20 protein-coding genes and 1 pseudogene are annotated in these 25,573 nt (G+C 60.9%); 3 read left to right on the top strand and 18 right to left on the bottom strand.

Translation table 11 applies throughout. The features are described 5' to 3' along the window. Positions 1-90 precede the first annotated feature (90 nt). The 5 genes from MTX19_RS25215 to MTX19_RS25195 form a co-directional block, all read right to left on the bottom strand. Complete coding sequence (locus MTX19_RS25215; RefSeq protein ID WP_280979809.1) at positions 91-759, bottom strand: metallophosphoesterase; 669 nt, start codon at positions 757-759, stop codon at positions 91-93. A 1,117-nt stretch (positions 760-1,876) separates the two neighbouring features. Further along, the gene (locus MTX19_RS25210) at positions 1,877-2,209 is read right to left on the bottom strand and encodes a hypothetical protein (RefSeq protein ID WP_280979808.1); all 333 of its coding nucleotides are present in this window, start codon (positions 2,207-2,209) and stop codon (positions 1,877-1,879) included. A 176-nt stretch (positions 2,210-2,385) separates the two neighbouring features. Then, complete coding sequence (locus MTX19_RS25205) at positions 2,386-3,024, bottom strand: hypothetical protein (RefSeq protein ID WP_280985518.1); 639 nt, start codon at positions 3,022-3,024, stop codon at positions 2,386-2,388. Positions 3,025-3,120: 96 nt separating this feature from the next. Continuing rightward, on the bottom strand, positions 3,121-4,374 hold the full coding sequence (locus tag MTX19_RS25200) for a hypothetical protein (RefSeq protein WP_280985517.1): 1,254 nt from the start codon (positions 4,372-4,374) through the stop codon (positions 3,121-3,123). 261 nt (positions 4,375-4,635) lie between these two features. Further along, on the bottom strand, positions 4,636-5,262 hold the full coding sequence (locus tag MTX19_RS25195) for a hypothetical protein (protein ID WP_280985516.1): 627 nt from the start codon (positions 5,260-5,262) through the stop codon (positions 4,636-4,638). 523 nt (positions 5,263-5,785) lie between these two features. Here MTX19_RS25195 and MTX19_RS25190 point away from each other — a divergent pair. Further along, positions 5,786-6,952 carry a polysaccharide biosynthesis/export family protein gene (locus tag MTX19_RS25190; protein ID WP_280979803.1) on the top strand — a complete coding sequence of 389 codons (1,167 nt, stop codon included), beginning with the start codon at positions 5,786-5,788 and terminating at the stop codon, positions 6,950-6,952. 246 nt (positions 6,953-7,198) lie between these two features. Here the strand turns inward: MTX19_RS25190 and MTX19_RS25185 are convergent, their stop codons facing one another. The 4 genes from MTX19_RS25185 to MTX19_RS25170 all read right to left on the bottom strand — a co-directional run bounded on the left by MTX19_RS25185 (position 7,199) and on the right by MTX19_RS25170 (position 12,363). After that, positions 7,199-8,428, bottom strand: a complete 1,230-nt coding sequence (locus tag MTX19_RS25185; RefSeq protein ID WP_280979802.1) for an ABC transporter permease — start codon at positions 8,426-8,428, stop codon at positions 7,199-7,201. Continuing rightward, on the bottom strand, positions 8,425-9,054 hold the full coding sequence (locus tag MTX19_RS25180) for an ABC transporter ATP-binding protein (RefSeq protein WP_280979801.1): 630 nt from the start codon (positions 9,052-9,054) through the stop codon (positions 8,425-8,427). The genes MTX19_RS25185 and MTX19_RS25180 overlap by 4 nt, the downstream gene beginning before the upstream one ends. A 73-nt stretch (positions 9,055-9,127) precedes the next feature. Beyond that, on the bottom strand, positions 9,128-10,498 hold the full coding sequence (locus MTX19_RS25175; protein WP_280979800.1) for an efflux RND transporter periplasmic adaptor subunit: 1,371 nt from the start codon (positions 10,496-10,498) through the stop codon (positions 9,128-9,130). 1,109 nt (positions 10,499-11,607) lie between these two features. After that, positions 11,608-12,363 (bottom strand): response regulator transcription factor, encoded by a 756-nt coding sequence (locus MTX19_RS25170; protein ID WP_280979799.1) that lies wholly within the window; start codon positions 12,361-12,363, stop codon positions 11,608-11,610. 575 nt (positions 12,364-12,938) lie between these two features. Between MTX19_RS25170 and MTX19_RS25165 the strand changes: the two are divergent. Next, positions 12,939-13,037: pseudogene (locus MTX19_RS25165) on the top strand (IS5/IS1182 family transposase); the annotation flags it as partial. 79 nt (positions 13,038-13,116) lie between these two features. Here MTX19_RS25165 and MTX19_RS25160 read toward each other — a convergent pair. The 8 genes from MTX19_RS25160 to MTX19_RS25125 form a co-directional block, all read right to left on the bottom strand. After that, complete coding sequence (locus tag MTX19_RS25160; protein ID WP_280985515.1) at positions 13,117-15,531, bottom strand: polysaccharide biosynthesis tyrosine autokinase; 2,415 nt, start codon at positions 15,529-15,531, stop codon at positions 13,117-13,119. Between the two features lie 649 nt (positions 15,532-16,180). Beyond that, positions 16,181-17,164, bottom strand: a complete 984-nt coding sequence (locus tag MTX19_RS25155; RefSeq protein WP_280979796.1) for an NAD(P)-dependent oxidoreductase — start codon at positions 17,162-17,164, stop codon at positions 16,181-16,183. 138 nt (positions 17,165-17,302) lie between these two features. Next, entirely contained in the window at positions 17,303-17,764 is a 462-nt protein-coding gene (locus tag MTX19_RS25150; RefSeq protein ID WP_280979795.1) for a hypothetical protein, read from the bottom strand. Then, entirely contained in the window at positions 17,761-18,225 is a 465-nt protein-coding gene (locus tag MTX19_RS25145; protein ID WP_280985514.1) for a VOC family protein, read from the bottom strand. Before MTX19_RS25145 ends, MTX19_RS25150 begins: the two co-directional genes overlap by 4 nt. 6 nt (positions 18,226-18,231) lie before the next feature. Continuing rightward, positions 18,232-18,471, bottom strand: coding sequence for an acyl carrier protein (locus MTX19_RS25140; protein ID WP_280972472.1), 240 nt, complete (start codon positions 18,469-18,471; stop codon positions 18,232-18,234). Between the two features lie 79 nt (positions 18,472-18,550). Then, positions 18,551-19,666, bottom strand: coding sequence for a hypothetical protein (locus MTX19_RS25135; protein ID WP_280979792.1), 1,116 nt, complete (start codon positions 19,664-19,666; stop codon positions 18,551-18,553). A gap of 2 nt (positions 19,667-19,668) precedes the next feature. Continuing rightward, the gene (locus MTX19_RS25130) at positions 19,669-21,108 is read right to left on the bottom strand and encodes an MBOAT family O-acyltransferase (RefSeq protein WP_280979791.1); all 1,440 of its coding nucleotides are present in this window, start codon (positions 21,106-21,108) and stop codon (positions 19,669-19,671) included. Between the two features lie 59 nt (positions 21,109-21,167). Beyond that, positions 21,168-22,859, bottom strand: a complete 1,692-nt coding sequence (locus MTX19_RS25125; RefSeq protein ID WP_280979790.1) for an HAD-IIIC family phosphatase — start codon at positions 22,857-22,859, stop codon at positions 21,168-21,170. A gap of 484 nt (positions 22,860-23,343) precedes the next feature. Between MTX19_RS25125 and MTX19_RS25120 the strand changes: the two genes are divergently transcribed. Continuing rightward, a complete protein-coding gene (locus tag MTX19_RS25120; RefSeq protein WP_280979789.1) occupies positions 23,344-24,417 on the top strand; it encodes a glycosyltransferase family 2 protein in 1,074 nt (357 codons plus the stop codon). A gap of 18 nt (positions 24,418-24,435) precedes the next feature. On the opposite strand, the gene MTX19_RS25115 is transcribed toward MTX19_RS25120, so the two are convergent. Beyond that, on the bottom strand, positions 24,436-25,443 hold the full coding sequence (locus MTX19_RS25115; RefSeq protein ID WP_280979788.1) for an acyltransferase: 1,008 nt from the start codon (positions 25,441-25,443) through the stop codon (positions 24,436-24,438). Positions 25,444-25,573: the final 130 nt, after the last annotated feature.

Raw genomic sequence — 25,573 nt, 5'->3', positions numbered from 1 at the left:
CAGTCGCCATGCTGCTGCTGCGGCGGCGAGGGTTGCGATGTTTACGCGTCGCCGATTATTGTCAGTCGAGGGCGCTCCCGCGAGCGGGCCTTAGACGGCGAGCATGCTGGTGCCCTGAATCGTCAGCAAAGTGAGATTGCCGGTCGCAAACGCGCCAGTGTCGATATTGGCACGGTTGTCCAGCAGCTCAGGCATTTGCACGGGCGTGTGGCCGTGCACGATGTACTTGCCGAAGTTCTGCTTGCTTTGCAGAAATTCCTCGCGGATCCAGAGCAGGTCTGTCTCCTGCTGCTCGGCAAGCGGCACTCCTGGGCGGACGCCGGCGTGGACGAAGAAGAAGTCGCCGCAGCTGAACGTCAGGCGCAATTTGTCGAGAAACTCCAGATGTTGGCGCGGCATCGCGCGCGCCAAATCTCGTACCAGAGCGTGCCGCTCCTCTTCTCCTGGGGCGGAGGAGGGCGCCAACCCGTAGGACATCAGCGTGTATAGCCCGCCGACGTGGAGCCACTCGGTCAGGAGCGACGGATTGCGCAGGACATTGCCGAGAAACACTTCGTGGTTTCCTTTCAGGAAGACCGTGTTGCCCCGCCGGCTGCGGTTGACCAGGATATCGAGGGTGGCTCGTGAGTCCGGGCCACGGTCGACGTAATCGCCCATATACACTTCGATGGCATAGCGCGGACGGCTCCGCGCGACGTCGGCGTCGATCACCCGCAGCATCTGCTTCAACAAATGAGCGCAACCGTGAATATCGGTCATCGCGTAGATGCGTACCCCATCCGGAAGTCTTGGCTTGTGCTTCGACGGATGAGATCGGCGTGGTGACAATATCTGACGGCGGGGACGCTCGCGAAAGGGTCGGAACATGTTAGCTCCGATGTGTTCCAACCGCGAACGCGGTTTCGCTAGTCAAGCTTCGCAAGCGCTTGTTGGGGGGCCGAAGCACAGGCAGAAGCGGTCCAGACGAGACGTCGTGGGATTGGACATGCTCAGATCTTCTGGTGCGGTGCGAAGTCAAACTCGCACACACGTGCTCGCAGGCGCTTGCGAGCTGGCACAAGGCGCCGTTGAAAGGGGCAAAGAGCAAGCCTGGCTTGGCATGATTCCGATCGTCACCGTGTTGCGTTATGCCCGACAAGCGCCTGGGTTCCGCATGGGATCATAAACTGCATAGTCTCACTATGGATTCTGTGCAAGCGCGCCCACGGTTCACTCCATATATGTGGCTGCATATGTGGCTGCGCCAGGTTGTCGCCTCCTTGCAGGACAGAAACGAGTTGACGAGTGGAGCTCGTAACGTGCCGCTCGGACGTTGTACGGGCTGTTCGAAATTGGGCGAGTTTGCGACGTGGCTGTTCTCCTGAACTGATTATTCGCGCGGTGCTGCCCTGCACAAAGATTTGAGGGATGAACGATCGTGCGATGCGGGAATTATGATGACGTCATAGCCCAGAAATGAAAATATTCGCCATCTGCACAGGACATAAAACATGCTTCCAGCTTTGATCTTGGTGGCGTCTTTCCTGCTCGGATTCGTCCTCGGCTACGCGACGCGTGCACAGCGCTCGCGCAAGCGCCGTGCGCACCACATGATGTATGGGCGCTACATGTCCTCGCAAAGCGGTTCGAGCTTTCCGGAATCATGGCCCGCATGGTCCGACAGCCGACCGCTGGGCCAACGTTCGGACGAATTGGAGCGCGGGATATCGCGTCAGGCCTGGGAGTGGTCTCAATCGCGCCCGTAGGCCATCGCCACTCGTCGCCTCAATGCCTCAATCATGCAGCAATCGCTTACGTCTGGATGCCAATGCGAAGGACCGCGACGCCGGCGATGGCGCCGCTCTCATCGACCGATTCACACGCCGTTGGATCCGGCTCAGTATTGAAACACCAGATCGGGATTGCGCGGATTCACGTAGCGGACGTAAGTGCGGTTACGTCCATAGTAATAATGCGGCTCGTCGCTCTTGGTGCGCGGATCGAACGTGTAGGGATAGGCCTGCTCGAGCGAGCGGTGCCGAACATAAACCGGAGCGGGGCAGCCGCATCGCGGGCCGCAATAAGGGCTCGGCCCACGGTCAATATGCAGGACGGACACTGCGGAGCGCGCTTTCCGCGGATGGACAGCATAGTCGGCGGCGCACGCCGGCGCGGCCGAAATGATCACTGTCGAGGCGAGTACAACAAGACCGACATAGCATCGTGACATCGCTTCCGCTCCCCTGATCGCGATCAGACCTTAAGTGCTCGCGCCGGGACGAGCAACCGGAACGATACTGCCGACGGAAAATTGGATGAAGTGTGGCCAAGATGGGTCAATGAGCCCGTCTGCGTCTTGCGTTGTCTGTCAGCTTTCCGAATTCGCGATTGTGTCGTGCCCGACTTTTAGCCACGTAGGGTTTGCGCGAATGCCGGATCGATCGACTGAACGGCTTCTTGCAGGAAGGCCTTGCCGCGATCCGACGCCCGTCGAAAGGCCGACACGATCGCGGGCTTTAGCTCTGGCCGGTGGGTCATGATCAACCGAATGTCGCTCCGCGCAAGGTCCTTGATGTCCGGATCAGCAAGCATATCGAAACGGCCTGCGACGTCGAGCCGCACCGGCACCAACCGCGTATCGTTTGGAGCGGTGAAATAGGTCATCTTCAGTGCCTCGAACACGACAGGATCGTGCGGATCGCGTTGAGCCTGAAGCAGTGCCAGCGCGAGCCAGAGCTCGGGATTGTAAGGCGAAATCGACAGTGTCCGCCTGACCCGCCCGATGGCGTTGGTGTACTGGGCGGACTGTACGGTCGTCTGCTTTTTCCGGCTGGCCTCGAGAGCCAGCAGCGCGCTGATCAAGGCGTGGTTGCTTTCCAGCTCCGATCCGAAAGGTGAGAGCATTGCCGAAAGCGAAGGCACGTCCCCGGCCCAGGGCGAGCTGATCTTGGCGGCATCGGACGGAAATGGCACGTGCTCGAGCGCCGTCATCTCCGTGACGGCGGAGACGACGACATGGAATCCGATGGCCAGCGCCAGCGCCATCAGAGGGATACGAATCCTGCTCAATGAAGCCATTTCCGATCCAGAGGTCAGACGTGAGCGTAGAGCCATCCTACTATGGTGCGAGCAGGTGGTCGCCTAGCGTTTGAGGCCGCTTGTCCGGCCGGCAGATTGTGCAAGTCCCAATCCGATCATGACGGCTACGACGATCCTGACCGCGGGGCTCGAGAAGCTTGAGTCAAGGAAGCCCTCGAAGAATACAACTAGAACGCCGGCAGCCGCGGCCGACGCGAAGAAGGAATCGCGTCCTCGCCGAACGGCGCCGCGAAACATGGCGAAAAACAGTTGGGCGGCGAAGCCCGCGAGGATCACGAGCGCAGGCCGTCCGGACTCGATCGCGACTAGGACCGCGGTGGAAGGAGCGACCGCCGGCGCCGCGGCGTCAATGTTCTGATAGGTCCGCGACGCCACGGAAAACGTTCCGACGCCGTTTCCCAACCACGGTGCATCGGAGAGCATGTGACCTGCCAATGCCACTGTTTCGGGAGCGAACCTGACCAATCCAAGCAGGCTCGAACCGCCGGACTGAAAGCGCGGCACGGCGAGCGAGCCGACGATCGCCACGAGAATCGCAAACAAGACCGCGGATGGCCACGAGCGAAAGCCGAGGCGGCGGACCGCAGCAATGAAGACGATCGCGGTCAATCCCAGTCCGGCGACCGCCAGCAGCGCTCCTCGCGCGAGGGTCGCCATCGCGGCGATCGCCACGACAATTCCGAACGAACCGGAAAGGAGCCCGAGCCAGAGCCGGACCGAGGCCAGATCGCGGATGTCCCGCCGGTGCAGGTGCCGTTCGAACGCCCGGGCAACGAGTGCGGTGTTGGCGACCGTGGCCAGCGCGGCTGCTGCGGGAAACGGGCTCGTTGGGGCGTCTGCGGCCGGAGTCATGGCGGCAAAAAAATCAAGCCGGCCGAGCAGGACTTCGAGCGACATGAAAGTCGTCACTGCACACAACACGAACAGGATCGTTTCGGCCCTGTGGCGATCCCTGCTGATGATGATAGTCGACACCGCCAGCGACACGTAGACCAGATAAGCAAACAGGCCTTGCAGTGTCGCGCCGGGATCAAGGCTGATGCGGACCGGCAGCGATGGCGCGTTCAGCGCGATCGAAGTTGCCGACCAGATTGGGTTTACCAACGACGAGAACGGCAATGGCAGGATTTGGACCACTATCCAGACAACTGGGATCAGGATTGCGGCCGAAAATCGCTTGAGCAACTGCGCGGTCGATGTGAGTTCGGCGTCGGCTCCCCTGACCGCCAAGGCCAGCATGACGGCGGCGACAAGTGCGATCGCTTGCTGCGCGAAAACGCCGTTTGCGATGACCAAGGTCGGAACCGCGGCTAGCAGTATGGTCAGGAGGGAAGAGGCAACCGACAAATGCGAGACTTCGAAGCTGGGCTGGAATGGGGCGGGAATGATTTCACCGCGACAAGGGCGGCCAGTCCCAACTATCGCATATACGAATGCGCGACGCCAACACGCGGCCAATCGTTGCCTGTCGAGATTGCAATTTACGCTCGGCGTTTGCCGGCAGGATGCTCGAAGCGCTTCTTCACACAGGGAACCCACGAGGTTCCCGCCATCGACCTACCGGGCATGGCAATTTTGCGACAGGTAGCTGAGAGCCGTCGGCAGTCCACTGATCGGCACGGCACCAAGGATCGCGTTCGGCTTGGCCGCGATTTCGACGGAGAGCTCAGTGGCGTTCTGCCAATCACTGGCCGCAAGCTTCGACGCATCCGCGGGCAGCCGTAACGCTGCACCGCCCTGGACCACGGACGCTTCGAACTCCGCGCGTTTTCCTCCCGTCGTCAAGATCACGGTCGGCCGCTCCGAGCGCGACAAGGGCTCGAGGACGATGAGCGCAACGTCGATCCCGTCGCGTCCGCATTGCAGGCTCAAGCCTGCAAGACGCGCATCCGATCTGGCACTATCGACCACATGCATCGCCGAAATGGCGTCGGTGCCGCCGTCGGGGTCTCTGCTTCTCACCAATCGCCAGCCGCCATCGAGCTGTGTCGATTGGCTGCCGGCCTCAACCTGCTTGAAGGCCTCCTCGTCGCACCGCTGTCGCTGCTCGGGACTGACACCGGACGCGCAGTTCATCATGCCCGGACGTGGCGTCTCGGCCCGGCTGGAACCATGAGCGACAACCAGTAGAGCAGCGCACAGCAGTATTGGACGTATCATGGGCAATGATGACGGAACCTTCATTTGAGCCGGTGCTGGACGTCTTGCCCAACAACGTCGCACTAGTATCAAAAGATGATCGGTTGCACCGCTCAATTTTGTTGCAAGCAACCGGCAATGCCGTTGTGCCGATTTTGGTCCGCAGGCGCGGATCTCGATCCGCCGGAGTTTGATTTCAAGCCGTCGACGCGACAGTAACCGTGGCGATTTGGTGTCAGACGCATTCCGGCCCTGCGTCAATCGGAACATCAGAGGGATCAGTATCACGGTGGAACCGCGCGCATGGAACTGCTGAAGGGAGCAGTCATTTGCATTCACATTGCCTGGTACCTGCGTGCCGACACAACGAATATTGGGCAGCGCTCCTGTATTAGACAGTGTCGCTGCCCATTTAAAATCGCGCTTACCTGTAACTGCGCTGCAACATCATCTCCTTATTCTCACCATCTCCTAGGGCTTCGTTGACGCGGCTTGGGGAATTTGACGAAGTGTAGCCTGGAGTGAGGGGGGACGCGTTGTGAGGCGTAGCGTTTTAGTATGGGGAGTCTTGCTCGGCATTCTGCTTTCTTCCGCGGGATGCGCGATCATGCCATCGTCCGGGCCGGAAGATCACGTCATCAAGAGCGAGATTACGCGGTCGGGGCCGGATTACGTCTTGGTCAAGCTCACACCGACCGTTGTCGACATCCTGAAGGAATATGGCCCTGGAGCCATCGCGGGGTCGTTTCCCGATCGTCGGCCACCGCCAGGCATCAGATTTGGCATCGGAGACACGGTGGCCGTGTCGATCTTCGAAGCCGCCGCCGGAGGCTTGTTTATCCCGGCAGAGGCCGGTGTGCGGCCAGGTAACTTTGTGGCCTTGCCAAACCAGAACGTTGATTTGAACGGGAACATTACAGTTCCCTACGCAGGTCAAGTGAAGGCCAACGGCCGTACCCCGACCGACATCCAGCGCGATATCGTGAAGGCAATCGGAAACCGCGCCATTGAACCGCAAGTCGTGGTGTCCTTGATCACGCAAAACACTTCTCTTATCAGCGTGCTGGGTGAAGTGAGAACGCCGGCCCGTTTGACCGCGAATGCGGCCGGCGAGCGGGTGCTTGACCTGATCGCGCGCGCCGGCGGCCTGACGGGGCCGGGCTGGGAGAGTTGGGTGACGCTGGAGCGCGGCGGCAAGCGCGCCACGGTTCCGTTCGGAGCCTTGGTGTATCAGCCGGCTAACAACGTCTGGGTCCATCCCGGCGACACGATCTATGTCTACCGCGAACCGCAGGTCTTCCTCGCCTTTGGCGCGTTCACGATCGGAGGAAACTTCGGCGGGCAGGCCCAATTCCCATTCGATATGTGGAAGATCACCATGGCGCAGGCGATGGCCAAGGCTGGTGGCCTGATTGATGCGCAGGCAGAACCCGCGGGCGTCTATGTCTATCGGCGCGAGCCGCGCGAGCTGGTGGAACGACTGGGCGTCGACTGCTCCAGGTTCACCGGTCCGCTGGTGCCCGTGGTCTACAATGCCGACTTCCGCGATCCGTCCGGCTTCTTCCTCGCCAGCAAGTTTGAAATGCGGGACAAGGACGTGTTGTTTGCCGCAAACGCCGCGACCGTCGACACGACAAAGTTCCTGCAGTTCGTCCAGGCGGTAGTCGGCACCGCCAACAGCACGATTGTCGCCGCGAACAACGCGCAGATCCTACGAATCAACTCGCGCCAGTGACACTTGGCAAGGGGGCTGGGCCGGCATCGCCGGCTCAACACCTCGGCCTAAATCTGCAGCGCAGCGAGATGACACGATGGGCCATAAGCGGCCCTCCGCTTAGAAGAACCGGCAAGTCATGGCATCGCACCAGCCCGCTGATCCAGGAGCTCGTCTGGTCCGCCCACGTGGGAACAGTGAAAGTCCAGGAGTCGCATCGGCGCCGTCCATCTGAGCGCGATGAAAACCGCGCTCATCAAGTTTGCATCAGCCTTGGGTCAGTGCCTCGGCGGGGTCTAAACGGGCTGCTTTTCGCGACGGATAGAGGCTGGACACGATGGTGATCAGCGTTGCCGCGCCCGCCGCGCATAGAATGGCCAGCCCCGTTTCCGGACGCTCGATTGCTGGCCCAGCACCGAAAAAGAGCGCGCCGCACACTCCCAGCACCACGCCGACTCCTGACCCCAATAGCGAAAGCAGGCCGGCTTCGATCAAGAACTGGCAGCCGATCTCGCGACGACGCGCGCCAATTGCCATGCGCAACCCGATCTCTTGTCGGCGCTCACTCACCGAAACGAGCATCACGTTCATGATTCCAACGCCGCCGACGACGAGGGAGACCGCCGCTGCTCCTGTGAGCATCAATGTGGTAAGCCAGGCCGATTGCGATTGCGCGCGCTGTGCGGCCGCCAGGTCACGCACGACGAAGTCGTCGAGATCGTTGCGTCCTATGCGGTGACGTTCGCGCAAGAGACCGCGCACACCTGCGCTCGCTTGCTCCATTTCGGCCGTATTGGCCACTCGCAACGTGATCCCTCCAACGGCTGTCGGGTGGCCCCGGAAGAAGCCCAAGACACGCTTACGGGCGGTCGTGATGGGAATGAAGATCTGGTTGTCGAGATCGTCGCCGTCCAGACTATGCCCCTTCTCCTCCAGAACGCCGGCGACAACGAACGGAATCTGCTTGATGCGGACAACCTGGCCGCTCGGATCCTCATCGCCGAACAGGGTTCTCGCGATTCCATGCGCGAGTAGTGCCACCTTGGCTGATCGCCGGACATCCTCCTCGACGAGTGGTCGCCCTGTTGTCAGCGGCCACGGCCGTGCCTCGAACATGCCTGGCGTAACTCCGCGCACCGTAGTGGACTGGTTACGGTTTCCGGCGACCACCTGCGTCGATCCGCGCAGGGCGGGAGCCACTGCGACGAGCCCCGAGATTTCCTGCGCGATCGCATCGCCGTCCGCTTCGGTCACCGCCGGCTTGCCCTTGGTGCTCCAGGCTCCCTTGCTGCGCGCTGGGCCAGGCAGCACGAGAAGCACGTCGGCCCCGAGCTCCCTGATCTCTGCGTCGAGTTTCGCCTGGGTGGTCGAACCCAGGACGACTATGAGTACTATCGCCGCAACACCGAAACAGATGCCAAGCAGCGCCAGTCCGGTGCGAAGTCGATGCACCCTGAGCGCATGTAGCGCTGGTACCAGTGTTGTCGCGAGCCTCATCGAGCAATCATCTCCTCCGTCTCCAACCGCCCCAGCTTGAAGCGCAACACGCGCCGGGCGTGGTCCGCGATGGACATGTCATGGGTCACCAGCACGATCGTAACACCCGAGTGGTGGAGTTCGGCGAAGAGGCGCATCACCTCGCCCGCCGAGGCACCGTCGAGCGCTCCGGTCGGCTCGTCCGCGAGCAGGAGTTTGGGGCGGTTAACGACGGCCCGCGCGAGGGCCACCCGTTGCTGCTCCCCGCCGGATAAGCGCCCGGGCCGGTGATCCTCGCGATCGGCCAATCCGACGCTCGCCAGCGCAGCGCGCGCCCGCCTTTGTCGTTCCGACCGCGACACCCCCGCATAGGCAAGCGGCATCTCGACGTTCTCAACGGCGGTGCTCTGTGGCAGCAGCAGAAAGGACTGGAACAGAAAGCCGATGGCGCGATTGCGGACTTCTGCCATCTGGTCCGCAGTCAGGCCCGCAACATCGATGCCGCTGAGGCGATATTGTCCGCTACTGGGGCGTTCCAGGCAGCCCAGGATTTTCATGAGAGTCGTCTTGCCGGAGCCCGAAGCACCGGTAACGGCAACGTAGTCCCCTGCTTCGACCACCAGCGAGACATCATCGAGAGCGATCACGGTGCGCCCCCCCAAACGGTAGTGCTTGCTCAGCCTATCCCCCTCAATGACGTACCCGGGCACACTCAGCCTCCTAAGACCGGGCTCGTTCGGCCACCGCAGCGCGCACCCATCCGGTCCAACTCGCTAGCATCAGGCGGAGCGTTTGCGTCACAGTATCCCGGTGGGCTTCCTGCACGAGATTGCCGACGATAATCGTCGTCCCTTTTCGAAGAGGCCCAACGATCTCGGTCAAGCCGCCGCTGCTAAGACCCACTCGCACGGCGATGGGATGGATGCTGTCACGATCAAAAACCCAAACATGCGATCCAGATGGTTCGACGATACCTTGCGGCCGATAGCGGAGGGCGGCGCTGGGAACCTGCAGGGCATCGGGTCTCACGTCGGTGATGATCTCGGCCTTGGCTGTCATCCCGGGAAACAGTAGCTGGCCCTCGTTCGTTGCGGATGCGACGACGGTGTATGTCACCACGCTGTCTTGCGTGTGCGGAGCTTTCCGAATTTGCACAACACGGCCATCGAAGGCTTTGTTCGGGTATGCGTCTACTGAGAATGTGACCGATTGGCCGAGAGCGATCTGGCCGATGTCGGCCTCATCAATGGCGAGCTCGATCGAAACTGCGCTAAGATCACCGATTGTGAACAGCGTTGGCGCCTGAAAACTGGCGGCGACCGTCTGGCCCGCTGTAACGCTCCGCTCGATGACCACACCGTCCATCGGCGCACGGATCACGGTACGTTCCAAATCGGCTTCAGCTTGCCGCAATGCCGCCTCGCTGCGCCGGACCTGCGCTTCGCTGTGAGCCACGCGGGAGCGCGCCACGCCAAGTTTAGCACCGGCCTCCTGTGCACGGGCTTGCTGTGACGCCAACTGTGCCTTGATCGACTCCACATCTGCAGCCGCTGCCTCATGGGCGGTGCGAGCATCGTCGAGATCGCTGACCGAACTTGAGCCGCTCTTTACCAGCTGAGTTTTGCGCTCGAACCGGCGCAAGGCGTTGTCCGCAACGACCTCGGCGCGTTTGACTTCCGCCTCCGCCTTGTTGCGCTCGGCCGCTGCGCTGTTCCCGGCGGCCTCCGCAGTCGCCACCTCGTCCATCGCAATCCGCACGGCCTGTCTCGCCACATCGACCTCGGCCCGTGCTTGTTCCACACGCGTGACAAAGAGCTGCGGATCGAGCCGCGCAATAGGCTGCCCTTCTTTGACTGAATCGTTGTAGTCGACCAGGATCTCTTGAACCTGGCCCGATACCTGCGAACCAACGACAACGCTCACGACGGGCTGGATGGTACCCGCCGCCAGCACCTTGGTTACGGCGGGCCCACGACTGACCTCAGCGAGCCGATACGGGGTCGGCTGAGTCTCCGACAGCTCCTTCGTCTCCGTTGCTGCAAGTATGATCGCGGCAGGGAGGCCAATCCCGATCGAACCAATGAAAACCACCAACGGCTTCCACATCGCTGGTGCCCACCGCCTATTGAGCCAGTGCCGTGGCCGCGGCTTGACGCCTCGACCACAGCGCTGATCAGATCACGTTTTCTGCGTTACTTGCACTGCCCGGCTGGGCCGTCGCAGGTTGATGAACTGTTGTTTCCGCCCCCGTTCTGCGTGGTGGTCGTTGTAGTGCACCCTGGATTGCCGTTGCAGGTATTGGTGCTCCCGCCCTGGGTGGTGGTTGTCGTCGTCGTAAATCCGTTCTTATTTCCGTTAGTGCTATCCGCGAGGGCAGCACTCGAGGCAACTGAACCTACTAGCACGAGAACAGAGATCAGCCGTGTCATGGATTTCCTCCTGTTTCGCTAGAGCATCTTGATGGAACCTAAGGCTGTGTGACCCACGACGCCCATCTTGGCGTTATTCGCAAGCAGTAAGATACCATGTGCCGAGCGGCCTACTTGCACTGCCCCGCTGGGCCATCGCATGTCGACGATGAAGTTGAAGAGCTGTTGTTGCCACCGTTATTCTGTGTAGTGGTCGTGGTGGAGGTCGTTGTAGTGCACCCGGGATTGTCGTTGCAGGTATTGCCGCTTCCACCCTGACCGCTCGTGGTCGTTGTTGTAGACGTCGTGTTAAATCCGGTCTTATTCCCGTTTGTGCTGTCCGCTAGGGCAGCGCTCGAGGCAAGTGCGAATGAAGTGATCGCTGCAAGTAGCGACAGGTAAGCGGCTCGTGACATGGTTACCCTCCTGTTGAGAGTGATACCGAAGCTTTCACCGACCATTACGCCTGGCGTAAGTCTGATCCGGCTGCCGACGTAGCGGGCCATCGAAGCGTTACCGTGAAATGCGCGCGCGCGTCTATTCGCACCTCGATAGCATTCCTTCGATAGTAATCGATGGATATAGGCCGCTGGCAGGCAGCTCAGCCCCGGGAGTGCAGCCCAACGTGCTGGCGAACGCCGGCAGCGCGGACGCGATAGGGTTTGCGAAGAGACGTTTCGTAGTAAAGCCGGGAGCACCAACGCGGGCCCCCGGATCTCCTCTTCCCGGTCTGTATTGGGAGTCATGGATCCCGGGCTTCGGCAGGCGGAATCCCTCGGCTAACCCACTCGGTTAGCGCCTTGCAACGGCCACGAGATCAGGAGGGGTCGGCTCTCCCGCGGGGCCCGATACTCCAGTCATCGACAGCACTAACTGCGTTCTGCCCTCAAGTTGAAGCTTCCCGTAGATGTGATGCAAGTGCATCTTGACGGTGCCTTCGGACAAATCGAGTACGCGGGCGATTTGCTTGTTGTGCAAGCCTCGCGATACGAGATGGGCTATATCAGCTTCGCGCGACGTCAGTGCGCGCGTAATTGCGGAGGACCGTTCCGCGATCGCGAGCTGGCGCAACAAGTCTAGGTCGATCCACTTCCTGCCATGATGCACGCTCTGCACACACTCGATGAAGCTCTTGGCGCAGGCGACGCCGCTCGACAGAATCCCCTCCACGTCAAGGACCAGAAGATCCGAGGCCGCAATCGCGTGGTGCTCCTCCACCAGAAAGATTATCGCCAGAGAGCAGTCGCAGGCGCGGAGTCGCGACACCACCCTCATGGCGTCCCGTCCGGCAATGGTTTCGGCCAGCATGATGATATCCGGGCGGTAGGCATCCAGGGAACGCAGGAGGTCATCTTCGCATGAGCAGTGCGCCGCCACACGGTAACCGGCCGCATGCAGTACGGTTTTCATTCCGGCTGCTGTGATCTCGTTTCGCGTGGCGATCACAAGGACGGCTTCGGGGATTCCCGACCTTGTCGCAGCAAGCGTGCAATCCTTTTCAAAATTGATGACAGGCGCGCTGTGTCGGAAAGTATGATCGGTGACCATGACTTCATCCTAGGCAACGTTGAGAGGCATCTTGCCCGGTGTCGCAATTTGCGCGGCCCTGCGCCGGGACCATCGCATCACGATGTCCAAGGCGCTGCTACCGAATGAAATTGAATCTGACAATTTAATCTAGTTTACCACGAATTTGGTTTAGTTTACCACGACTCATCCTTTCGGCTAGGGCGCCTGTCTGTCGCGGGTTTGTTCCGTGCCCGGAACTGTTCAGCCACAATCTCAACTGGAGAATCCCGCTTGATATCGGGCGAAGTTAGCGTGCGGTTGGCGATGCTGCTTGACGCGCAGACGCCTCAAGCCCTTCAGCGGGCTGAGGAGGCGCTATCACGCGCCACGCGACGGTACATGCATGGCCCATGTTTCACATACTTGTCGCCATCACTGTGGATTCCGCAAGTGTTGCACGACAAGTGATGCTGCGCGTCGGCAGATGTCTCAGATGGGTCATTCGCGACCGGGGCGAGCCAGTAGCAAGTCCGGCCAAGTCCGCTATGGCGTCGGAAGCAGCTTCAACCCCTATCTGTATCGCGCGCTTATCTTGATCGAACGGCTCTTCAACAAAGATCAAGCAATGTCGGCGCGTCGCAACCCGATATGACAAGCTCGCAGCCAACTATCTGGCGCTCGTCAAACTCGCATCAATCCGAATTTGGCTGCGCACTAATGAGTCCGCGCCCACGGCGCGTCGTCTCATTGGCCGCCCGGATGATCGGGTCTATCCCTTCGCCGGATCAAGCGCTAGTCGACGTAGCCGTACCGCTTGTAGTACCGATTGCGGTAGTAGCCGGCGCTGTAGATGTCGTAGCGGCTCATCACCGCCATGTTCACTTTGTTAAGGACTGCACCAAGCATGCGTTCGCGGACGACAGGGGCTTCGCTCAGCACGCGCTCGAGAATGTCGACCTTGGCCTTGGCCCATTCGACGACCAGAATATACGAATCCGCCAGCGCCCCGGTGGCGCGAACGTCGATCACTGGTGCGAGCGGGCTGAGGTCGAGGATGATGCGATCGTAGTGCTCCCTCAGATGCTGGAACAATCGTTCCATTTGCTGCGAGGCCAGCACGTCGCTGGAATTGGAGAAGCGTGAGGTCACAACGCACGGCATGAAATGAAGATTGGTCTGGGGATCGATCCAGACCGCATCCGTCCAATCGACCCTGCCCAGGACAACGTCGATCAAGCCGGCCTGCGCGGAGGACGCCAGCCTCGCGGTGAGGCTTGGATTGCGGATATCACCGTCGATCAGGAGCGTCCGGGAGCCGCTCTGTGCAACGGTCTGGGCCAGCGCCTCGCTGACCGTGGATTTGCCCTCATTGGGAAGCCCGGAGGTAATGCCCACCACCTTGTTGGACGATCCGTAGCTGCTGAGATCGCATGCAAGCTTGATCGAACGGAAGCCCTCCGCAAAGCGCGAGAAGGGCGAGTTGATCACGTATCTGCCGACGCTCTGGTCGGCCGCCAATAGACGATCGCCATGTGGCTGCGGGTGTCTTGACCTGAGTTCGGGTTTTCCCAGCGGCAGACCCGAAGCTGCCGCTGCAACCGGCTTTGGTGCCGCTGGCTGCGGTTTCTTCGTTCGCCTGTTGAACAGCCGTCCTGCTCTGGACAGCAGAGGATGCGAGGCCAGGCGCGCGTTCTGCTCGCTGCCGATCGTCGGGATCGAGGCAAGGCAGCTAGTGTGGAGGTACTGCTCGACCTGAGACACCGTTCTGAACACCCGATCCATCATGTCGAGCAGCACGGCGACGCCCCCTGCGAGGATTGCCCCGCCGATCAGCGTCGCCAGCAGAATGAGGGTCGTCTTGGGCGATGTCTTGTTGGGAGCATTGGACGCCTGCGTGATCACGCGCGCTTCAGTGATCGGAAACGATTGCTGCTGAACCGAGACCATGTAGAGCTGCAGGAAGTTGTCCGACAGCGCGCGGGCGCTCTGTGCATTGCTCTCCAGATCGCGCAAGGCGATCTGTGCCTGATTGGTGCCATTGGACAACGCGATTGTATCGTTCAGGCTCTTTTGACTGGATTCCTCGCGCGCTTTCGCAATCGCGAGGTCGCTCTTGTAGACCTCGGCCGTGCGCCGCAGCTCATCGGTGATCGAATGCCTGATTTCGCGCATCTGGTTGCGCAGGTTGACGACCGCAAGGTGGGTCGGTCCGTATCGATTGGACCAGTCGGCCTCACGCGCCGCGTAATCGAGATAGGTCTGCCGCAGTTTGGTGATCACCGGATTGTTCATGGTGTCGGTCACGGTCGCCAGATCATTCAGGATGACCTTGGAGTCGCCGTCGTCCGAATTCAGAATTGCCGTGATCCGCTCGAGCTTGGCCTGCGCTTCGGCGCGCTGTGCGCGAGCCTGCGTCAGAGAACTGTTGATCTCCGCCAGCTGCTGCTCGGTCAGCAGCCGCCCGCCGGCATCGACGATGTTGTTCTTCGCCTTGAAGTCGACGACGGCGCGTTCTGCGGTGGATGCCTCCGTCCGCAGTTCCTTCAGCCGATCCTGTAGCCAGACCGCCGCGCGCCGTGACGCCTGATATTTCGACTCCAGCGAATCGTTGATGTAGCCTTCGGCCACCGCATTCGCGATACGTGCGGCCTCGTCGGGCGAGCGCGACTGGTAGGAAATCTCGATGACATAGCTCAGGCCGACGCGCTTGATCGAGAGGTTGCCGAGCACCTTGCCGATCGCGATACGCATCAATGCGGCTTCGGACGGGCGCTGTTCCGGAAACATCCAGGAAAACAGGTTCGAGACGCTGGAGAGCAGCCCAGCTTCCTCGCCGGTGAACTCAGGCGAATCGAGCAGGTGCAGCTGCTTGATGACGTTTGTCGCAATGGTCTCGGACTTCAGCACTTCGACCTGGCTGTCGACCATGGCCGAGTCGATCGAACTGTCGGCGGTGGTTGCCTGCTGGGTCTGCAGGCCCTGCATCTTGCGGCTGTCGATCAGGAGCACGGCGGTGCCGGTATATCGCTTCGGTGCGGTCACCAAATAGACGCCGGCCAGACCGATGCACAGGCACATCACGAAAATCATCACAGGGTACTGGCGGCCGATCAGCGCGACCGCGGCAGAAATCGTCTGCTCCAGCGAAGCCGACTCTTGCGTGGGAGATTCGATCTCGCGAGGGGGTGTGATTCGAGTTTGGAGCATCCGGCTCGTCTACCTGACTTGAGTTCCTGGATTGTGCCGCGCCGAAGTGAGCAAAAATTGGCCCACGCTGAACGCATCAGCCCCTCGAACGTGCCAAACAAATGTGTCAGCAAGAGTGCGGTGCATCATACATTTGCGGAACTTGCCTTGGGTCGCGGGGCACTATCGCTGGTCGACTGCGGTTCCGGTCAAACCGAGCAATTCTCGTGCCGGTCGTCGGCGCATAGCCGGCCGCGTACAACAACAAGTCGAACGAAAGACGACAGGCGAGCAAGTAGAAGAAAATACGATCAGAAGGACGCGCGGCCAAAGCTGTGACCGGAGTGGCTCTTTTCAGTGGCGGTACCGCGCGCGAGGTCCGGGTTCCATGGGTGGACATGGGAACTTTCGCACCGCCCGACAGGCGAGGATGGGTATCGGTTGAGAAGGTCTCGAGAAGGTCTCCGGCCAGCCGGAGATCAGGGACGCGACGTTCTACAACTGGCGCAACGAAGTGTGGCGGGCTGGATGCCGACGGAGGTGAAAGCGGCAGCGTCAGCTCGAGGAAGAGAACGCCAAGCCGAGGCGGATCGTCGCCAACTGTCGTCGACCAAGCCGTACTTCAGGACGTTCTTGGCCTGTCAGAGACCAGTTAGAGATCGCGCGGTGATCAATCGAAATCGCCGATGCCGGAGTCGTGCTTCCATTCGTGAAGCGAGCTCGTTACGTCGTAGTCGAACTTGAACCCGCTGGCGACCAACCGCTTCGGCAGGATGTTCGTTGAGAACCACAACTTCCGGATGCGTTCGCGGTTGATCCCGGTCTTGATGCCGGCCTTGTGCAGCACCTCGAACGGAAGGACGGCGAGATTCATGAACCATATCGGAATGGTCAGCGTTGGCTTCTTGTAGCCGGCGGCCTGCGTGAACGCTGCGCAGATGTCGCTGATCGTGTAGCGGTGCTCGTAGCAGAAATTGTAGACCGACACGCCATCGTTGCGTGCCGCCATGAAGAGCATCGACGACACCAGGTCCTTCACATAGCCGCACGACTTGATGGTATCGGTTCGGCCGGGATAGACGAAAGCCCGTCTTTGCAGCAGCCGCGACAGCCGCGTGAAATTGCCTCCCTCATAGAGGCCGTAGATAACGGCGGGGCGAACGATCGTGAGTCGTCTTGCCGCGTCCTCTGACTGCCAAAGACGATGGATGGCTTCGGCCGATAGCTTTGAACGTCCGTAGGCGCTGACCGGCGCGGGCTGCGAGTCTTCGTCAAGCGGGGCTTCGCTCGGACCGTAAATGGATATCGAGCTTGTGAAAGTGATATTCCGGCTGCCAGTTTCCTTGGCAAACCGGCACACGTTCACCGCTCCGAGCACATTGGTGTAGTAGTATTCGCCGTCCGGGTGGCCCGGTGTCGTGTGGATCGCCGCCAGATTGAAGATGTCGGCAGGCAGGCCGCGTGCGAGCTTAGGGTCGACCGGCTCGCGGACATCGTGATGGACATATTCGACGCCGGCAACCAGGGTTCTCGGTTTGCCGATGTCGGCGGCAACGACCCGCCGGTATTGCCCGGATGCGACCAGCCGGTTCATCAGATGCGTTCCGATGAAGCCGGCACCTCCGAATACGATTGCCTGAGTGGTGTTGGACATGCGCTCAAGGCCCGGTTCGAGTGAGGATGCTGAATTCGGCGCGGTAGATCTCCGTCAGGATGTCATGAGTGACCACATGCGTCGGCGGGCAAGCATCGTGCGACCCGACAAGGGCTGCGGGTGGTGTTGACTGCGCCATCAATAGAGCTCGCGGTACTCGTAGCGGAATGCGGTCGAGCCCGCCGAGATCCCGAGGATCCTTTGCAGCTTCTGGTAGCCGCTCAGTGCAACCTTGATGCAGTCCGAACTGCCGGCATAGCAGACCTGAACGTTGATGGACTGGCCGCAAGCGTTGTTCAAGGTCACGATCTGATCGATGATCTTCGGATTGATGACCTGCGGATGCGTCGACGGATGGACCGATATGCAGGCTGTCCCGTCCGGCGCCTTATGGGGCGGCGCATATGTACCCTTCATCGGCGGGAACGGGTTCGCGGGCATCGGCGACACGCCGGTTCCTCCGTACATTGGCGCCGACGATCGTCCGAAGCCGACGACCTGAGCCTGTGCCGGCACTGCGACAAGCAGGGCAGCGAGCGTCAGGCTGCACGGAATGCGGCTGACATGACTGAAGCGGCGTACCCAGTAAGCGGTCTTCATGCAATCGTCGCCTGAGGTTCAATGTCGGTTTCGAGAAGCTCAATGAGGCCGAAACCGGAAACGTGGTGAAACGAGACCTTCTGGCCGCCGAACAATATCGCCGGCGCGGGCGTGCCGACCGGCACGATCTCGACCCCGGACGCCGCCAGCGCATCGAGCGCGCGTTCGGCATTGGGGCAGGCGTAGCACAAATGGTAGATCATGGTGCCGGTCCGCTTGATCAGCTTGTCGATGGGGGAGGGGCCGTCGCCCGGCCAGATCACCTCGACATCCGGCATCACCGGGTGATGCCGCATGGCGAGGTTGACCCGCTGTATCGGATCGTAAGCGGAGTTTCCCGGGACATAGCCGAGTGACGCCAGGTAACGAAAGGCCTCCTCCGGGGCGGCGACCGCAAGCCCGAGGTGATGGAAGGCCAGTACGTCCGATGCTGACGCGATGTGGTTCGCCGGGTGGTTCACGCGCCGTTACGCCTTCTTCTCGATCAGGTCGGCGAACTCGCCGACATTCTTGAGGCCGCCGATCTCGGAAGCCGAGAACTTCACGCCGAAGGCCTTCGATACGGCCAGCACAAGGCGGATATGAGACAGGCTGTCCCAGCCATCGACGTCGTCGGCAGTGGTTTGCGGCGTCAGCGCAAGGTCGTCCTCGTCAAAGACGTCCTGAAAAACGGCGGTGAGCTTGCTGTAGACTTCGGCCTTCTCCATTTGCGTCTTCCTTTGTCGACTGAGTTGTGGTGGCGCGCGGCGCGCGGATTGCGTGCCGGTCAGTTGTCCGGAACCGCTGTCACCCCTCCGAAGAGCGCACGGTGGTGACCCGTGGCGCGTTGTCGGGCTTCTGCTGGCAGAGGAACGAATCCAGCGTCTTCGCCAGCCTGATCGACCAGACATCGGCCAGATGCCGCTTGGCGTGCACCTCGTCCGAATAGTCGAGGTCGTTGTCGAGGTCGTCCATGCTCAGCGAGGCGAAGTTCGGCTGATCGCCGAATTCCTGAAGCAGGCCCTTCAGCGCCAGCCGGTAGCTCGGTTCATACGGGCTTGCATCGCGATGCCAGGCGGGGATCGGCAGGTCGACGAGCACGACCTTCTCTCCTGAATCCAGCAGCGCCTGGATGGTCTTTTTCAGGACGTCGACCTGGCCTGGAGCAATGTCGTTGGGGCGCCCCATGGTCTCCGTCCAGTATTGCAACGCCTTTTGCTTGTCCGCCTCCGTCATCACGACGCTTTCGCGCTCGTCGTCGGTGCGTTGGGCGCTGGTGCGGCCGGTCATCACGAGATTGACGCCGGCCCGGGCCTCGCGCGCGGCCTTCTCGAGCAGCAGGAACGGCCGGATCGCCATGACACCCGCGTCCAGCCATTGCGGTGGCAACACCGCAACCGGACCGTCGGGCGTGCGACGATAGAAGCCGTAGCGGTACCGTTCGATATCGATATCGCTCTCGCCGCGATGGCGGTCGCCATCGGCAAATTTCACATCCGAATCGATGAACATGCCGAACCAGATGCCGATGACGAAGGTATTTTGCCGGCGCTCCTGATCGGTCTGCACATCGTGGACAAGATCGATCACCTGCCTGACCTCGGTGATGTTGGCGCCCCCCATCGCGAGGTTGCTGACCTTGGCGCAGGCGAGTTTCGACTGCACGAGCTTCTGCCGGAATCCGACTCCGGTATTCGATGCTCCCACCAGAATGATCTTCCGATCCGGGTTGGCCAGCACGCTGCGGCCAAGGAAGACATATTTGGGAACTGTCATGTAGAGCGTTTCTCCCGCGGCCTGGAAATCCCGCGGACCGGCGCTCGATGGGCCCGGAAAGACGAGGAACGACGCGCCGGCGAGCAGCACATATAGAAAGGCGAACGACAACAAGGTGAACGCCGACTGTCGAAGGATGTATTTCAATTTCAGAACGCCTTGTAGACGAAGTCCGGAGCCTTGTGCAGCAGGGTCGCGACGGCGACGATCGCCATCATCTTGCCTGCCAAGTGCAGATTTCTGGTGATCTCGCCGCTCCGGATCGCCGACAGAGTAACGGGGATGCGAAGACGAGCCTGGACGACATCCAGGATGAGCGCAGCGATCCCGAACGCCGCCGCCACCACGACGAAGGTTGCGACCACACCGGCGAAGCCGAGCCGCGCCAGCAGAGCGGTGAACTGAGGCAGCTCGGGGACCCAGAGGCAGGTCAGTGCCAGCACGAAATAGGCGACCGTGAGGCCACGCGCGACATAGATGTAGGCGGTGGATTCGGTCAGCGCGCGATAGCGCTTCTTGCCGAGGCGTTCGGTGCACGCCACCTGCCAGAGCTTGTTGATGCTAGCGCCGGCGCCCATCAGGAGGCCGTAGATGACGAAGACCGCGGTCGTGCCGTGCCAGACGCCCATCACGCCGAACGTGATGAAGAACGCGAGAACGCCCAGATAGGACGTCAGCGCCGGTGACGGCAGCCAGGTCATCAGGAACATCAGGAGGGGATTGAAGAGATAGAACTTGAACCATTGCGACAGCGTCATGTGCCAGCGCTGCCAGAACTCGAGGAAGCTGCGCGCCGAAAACGGCCTGTCGAAGTTTTCCGGCAACGTTTGCCCGAGCAGGGTTCCGATGCCGATCACGATGTCCATGTAGCCGGAGAAATTGAAATAGAGATAGACCGTATAGAGCGAAGCGACCGTTGCATAGACAGCGCACAGCTTGAGGAACGAAAGGCCGGCCGGCTGCAGCAGATGCGGACTCACAAACGTAAAGGCGTAGTCGGCGGTCGCGGCAATGATGACAAATTTCACGTAGCCGGTCGCGATTCTGGAAAACGCCGCATAAACCACCGACGCGTCGAGCCGGACTGCGGCCTTCCCATCCATCGCGTTGAAATCCTGATAGCGCTGGATCGGGCCGGAGACGAAGCACAGGAAGTTGCAGGTGAAGCGAAGGAACGCCAGCGGACCAATTCGCTCGGTGAGATCTCCGGATCGCACATCCACCATGATGTGCAGGATGCGGAACAGGATGTACGAAAGCCCGACCGTCAGATACGGGAACGGAAGTTGGCCCAACCCTTCAAAGAAGGAGAACCGCTTCAGGAACACGTAGCAGCAAAGGATCGCGACGACGCCCGCCGTCAGCACCAGAGGCGACTGGCGCAGGTAAAGCGCGGATACACAGACATAGCCGAGTGCCAGGAAGGCGAGCAGCGGCAACACCTGCGTGACGTCGCTCAAGTAGCTTGCGATGAAGATCGCATTCGCGGCCCCAAGCACGAACCGTCGATAGCCGACCGATTCACTGATGTGAAAGGCCACAACGACCGCGGCAAGAAAGGCAAAAAACAGGGGCGATGTCAGACTCATGTCCGTGGGCTCGAGGCTCTCAGAAGTTATCGTTCAAGTCTGTCGGCGATCTGATCCGATCAAGCCGGCTCAAACTGCTTCTCGTCGCGCTGAACCGTCATCGGCAAAGCTTCCAGTTCAACGTCGGTCCGGAGTGCCCAGCGGCTGCTTCCGTCAGCGCCATCGTCAAGGCGCGCGAAGCCGAGCTTGCCGTAGTGGTCGCGGACCATCTCGTTCCTGTCGGTCGGAAGATAGACGCCCTCGAGGGTCGTGATGCCGGCGGCGCGCGCCCGCAAGACGATCTCGGCCAGCACGGCCTGCTCGACGCATCGTCCGAGCACCCGGCAGCTCATCAGCCAGCTGTCGATCGTCCAGGTGTTGCGGCCGGTGGCGCGACAGATGATCACGCAGATGATGCCGTTGTCGCCGAACTTGTCGATCAGCCGCGCGTGCAGCGTCATGACGCCGTCGTCGGCCTCCAACTGCTCGACCTGGGATTCGGTGTAGCGGCGCGTCGTCAGGTTGAACTGGTTGCTCTTGTTGATCAGCTGGGTGACGCGGGCTCGCGTTGTCCGGTCGAAGGGGCCGAACACGATGCGCATTTCCAGTGACCGCAGGTAGGACTTGAGATCGGTCGCCTGGCCCTGGAGGCTGAGCCGGCGTGCATTGGCCTGATACATTTCGGCGCGCGCGCGGTCTTCCTCGGAGAAATTGATCGCCTCGAAGTAGCCGGCCGCGGCCAGCGTGCGGGCGTAGCTCGCGGGGTCGGCATCGAGCTCGGGCACCGCCACCTCTGGAAGCTCCTGCCGGATCAGGCCGCGTTCGACCGGATTGTCATCGAGGAAGACGAAGGAATCGAGTCCGAGCGCAAGCTCCTTTGCGATGGCGCGGATGTTGGTCGCCTTGTCGTTCCAGTTGGCCTGGAACACCGCGATGTGCTCTTCCTTCAACAGCATGTCCGGGTGTTCCTTGAACGGCCGCCGCGCGACGCTGTCGGTGTTCTTTGAGCTCACCGCGAGCACGATGCCGCGCGCCCGCAATGTCAGCGCGAGCTGCTGGACGGAAAGATGCGCCTCGCCGGTGGCGTCGCCCTGCGCGATCTGGATGCCTTCCATGCCGTCGTCGCCGATCACGCCACCCCAGACGGTGTTGTCGAGATCGAGCACGAGCACGCGGCGGCTCTTGCCGCGCAGCGCGCCGATGATGCGCACGACATGCTCGGCGTAAAGCGGCACCAGGGCATCCGCGAACGGCAGTTTTGCGAGATTCCACTGGGCCGGAGAGTGCCAGTCGGCAAGGCCAACGGTCTCGGCGATCCCGGCGACGTCGAGCAGCATGTCGGTCGACTGCAGCACCGCGTGCGAGATCTTCTGATTGACGCGATCGACCAGATTGCGGGCCGTGCCGGCCAGAGAGCGGTCGAAGGATCCGAACAGTCCTTCGGGCGGCGCGGCGAGCGTTTGCAAGATGCACAGCGCGCCGCTGTTGCGCGATATGCCGGCACGGATCGAATCGAGAAGTCCGATTGCCGCGTCAACGGTCTCGGTGGCTAGTTGCTCGTTGCCCGGGCAGGGATGCAGCGACAATCCCCGATGATCGAGCGCAACAAGGACTGCGTCGGGCTGCGCCTTGTTGAGAAGGGACTCTGGCTGCAGCGCGTCTTGCAGATATTGATCATAGGCGCCGGTGACGCATTCGAGCGCAAAACCATGGCGGGCCGCCGTTGCAACCAAAACGGGAACGATCAGGTCGAGCGTTCCGTTTCCGATCAAGCCGAGGCGAAAGGGGACGAGCGGTGCGAGAGACTCGCCGCCGAGTTGCAACGATCGAATCGTCCGTCCGAGTCTCGACAGTTGCCGCTCATCGAGTGCGTAGGTCGCGAGTGCTCTGATTTTCTTTCCGGGGGCGCTGTCGGAACCGCTTGCCAGTTCCCTGCAGCGGATCGAGAAATCGGACGGAGGTTTTGGAAGCCAGGCGAGTTCTCGATATAGCTCTGCGGACACGGCCGTTCCCTTTATTTTGGCAACACGCTTATTGCCCGACTCGCTTGCGTTCCCCTCACTGTTGTTAGCCACAATCTTTATCCATAATTCGACAGTTTCATGGCGAGTGAAAAGGCGGCCACATATGCGGAAGCGATGACACGGTTTCGACGTTATCAAGAATGCAACGCATGCGGGTGCAGAGATAATCTGTTGTCACGCCGCACAAATACCAAATAAGGACTCGGCTTCGATTGCACGTGAGGAACCCGAAGTGACGAATGAACTCGTCCTGTCAGTCGTAATTCCCAATCACAATTACGCCGATTATGTAGGCACTGCGGTCAAGAGCGCGCTCGACATTCGCTGGCCGAATGTCGAGGTGATCGTCGTTGATGATGGATCGACGGACAATTCGCTCGAGGTGATCAAAGCCTATGCCGACAAGATCACCATCATCAGCCAGGTGAATGCCGGTCAGATGCCGTCTTGCGTCAACGGGTTCCGTCGCTGCACTGGCGACGTCGTGATATTTCTTGATTCCGATGATGCTCTTCATCCAGACATTATGACTGAAATTGCAGCAGCCTGGTCCGACGCGGCCAGCAAGTTCCAGTTTCAGATGCGGGTCGTCGATGCCAAGGGACACCCGACGGGCAGTATCCTGCCACAATACTACTCACATCCCACGCCTCGGGACATTCGCACCTGGGTTACGACGACCGGTGTCTATCCGACGCCTCCAGGATCGGGCAGCGCCTATCCGCGGTCGGTGGTTGAGCGAATCTTCAGTTTTGAATCTGATTTCATCGATCGCGCGCCCGATAGCTATTTGATCGCGGCGGCCCCCGTATATGGCGACGTCATCACGATCCCGAAGCCGCTGGTGGACTATCGCGTTCACGGGCTAAACCACGGCGCGCATCTGCATCTGGACGACAGCCGCTTCACGCGCGAGGTCGACCTCACGCGTCGACGTCACAAATTCTTCACGGAAGTGGCAAGCAGCGTCGGCATGTCGGTGGATGCTGGCGCGCTCAACAGGAATTTGCTGTTCCTGTGCCTGCGCGCGGCGTCGTACTCGTTGCGGCCGGACATTCATCCCATTCCGGGCGATAGCGCGATGCAGATTGCATCTGCCACTTTCAAGGCATTGGCGTTTCCGCAAGGCTTCTCACAGGCGCAGCGGACGTCGCTGTTCTTGTGGATGATCCTTGCATTGTTCGGCCCGCGCGGCTTGCGGCGCTCCGTGGTGAGCTGGCGCTATGTGCCGACGGCCCGGCCGCAATGGATGAGGCGAGCGCTCAGTCTGCTCCGCGTGGTGAAGAAAGCGCCAGCGGCTGCCTGATCCGAAACAAGGTATCATTCACTCCGCGAAATGCGGTTGCTGAACCCTGGGACGTGGCTTGAGAAACTCGGCGAAGGGACGCTCGACCAGCCGCCATGCGGCGACGCCGATCAAGGCCGAAAGCGCCAAGCTTGCAACGAAGAACGTCGCTGGATTCAAGTATGCCTTGAACTTTCCGATCGCGGAAATGGTGAGGGTATGCGTCAGGTAGATCGAGTATGAGGCATCGCCGAGCAGGGCAAGGACAGGAACAAGGCGGACGCTCCGGTTCTTTTCGATGATGACGGCTCCAGCAACGACGAGGAACGCCGGAATGCCCCACACCGCCACGCGCGGCGAGTCGATCGCGAGCCAGGCTGAGGCGGCAAACAGCAATAGACCGGCCGCCAGCGCGACATAACCCCAGCGGAGCCGCGGCAGGCGATCCTGCTCGAAGGCTCTTCCCAGCAGAATCCCCGCCGGGAACTCAAGCATGATCGGGTTGGTGTAGAAAATGATCGGCGGACTGTCGCCGGTGTAGAGGCGACCGACCAGGATCATAACGAAGAACGTCGCGGCCAGGAAGAGCAGCCGCCTGGTGTTGTCGAGGAAGAGTGCCAAGGCAAAAATGGCATAGAAGAACATCTCGCAGTTCAGGGTCCACCCTGGCACCACCACCGGCCAGATCTCGCCGTTGCTCGGAGATCGCATCGGAACAAAGAAGAGAGATGCGAGCGTGTGCGTGGTGCTGACGACGAGCCGCGGAAACAGCGCCGGAAAGACAAGTGCCGCGGCGACGAAGGAAAGCGTCACGAACCAATACATCGGGACGATTCGGACGATGCGGCTTACAAAGAACTCCGCCGGCGTCTGCGTGCGGTATGCGCTCACGGTCCACATGACGAATCCGCTGACCACAAAGAATATGTCCACGCCGGCGCTGCCGATGACGAGCGTCCGGCCGTAGGTGAAGCCTTGCGCGTGAAAAGCGACGACCCCGAAAGCTGCAAATGCTCGCAAATATTGGATAGAGAGAAGCCTGGCCAATGCTGTCTCCCGTAGTGACTGTCACGGCCCGAGAGGCGTCCTTGACGGTTCCGCGCAACGACGTTGCATGCGCGGCCATCAGTCCTTCGCATGTCGGGCATCTGCGGTGCAAAGCGCGGCCGCCGGTTCT

Source organism: Bradyrhizobium sp. ISRA464 (assembly GCF_029910095.1).
In the GTDB taxonomy this organism is placed as follows: domain Bacteria; phylum Pseudomonadota; class Alphaproteobacteria; order Rhizobiales; family Xanthobacteraceae; genus Bradyrhizobium.
Note: the sequence above shows the minus strand (reverse complement) of the source record. Positions and strands in the feature narration are given on the sequence as shown.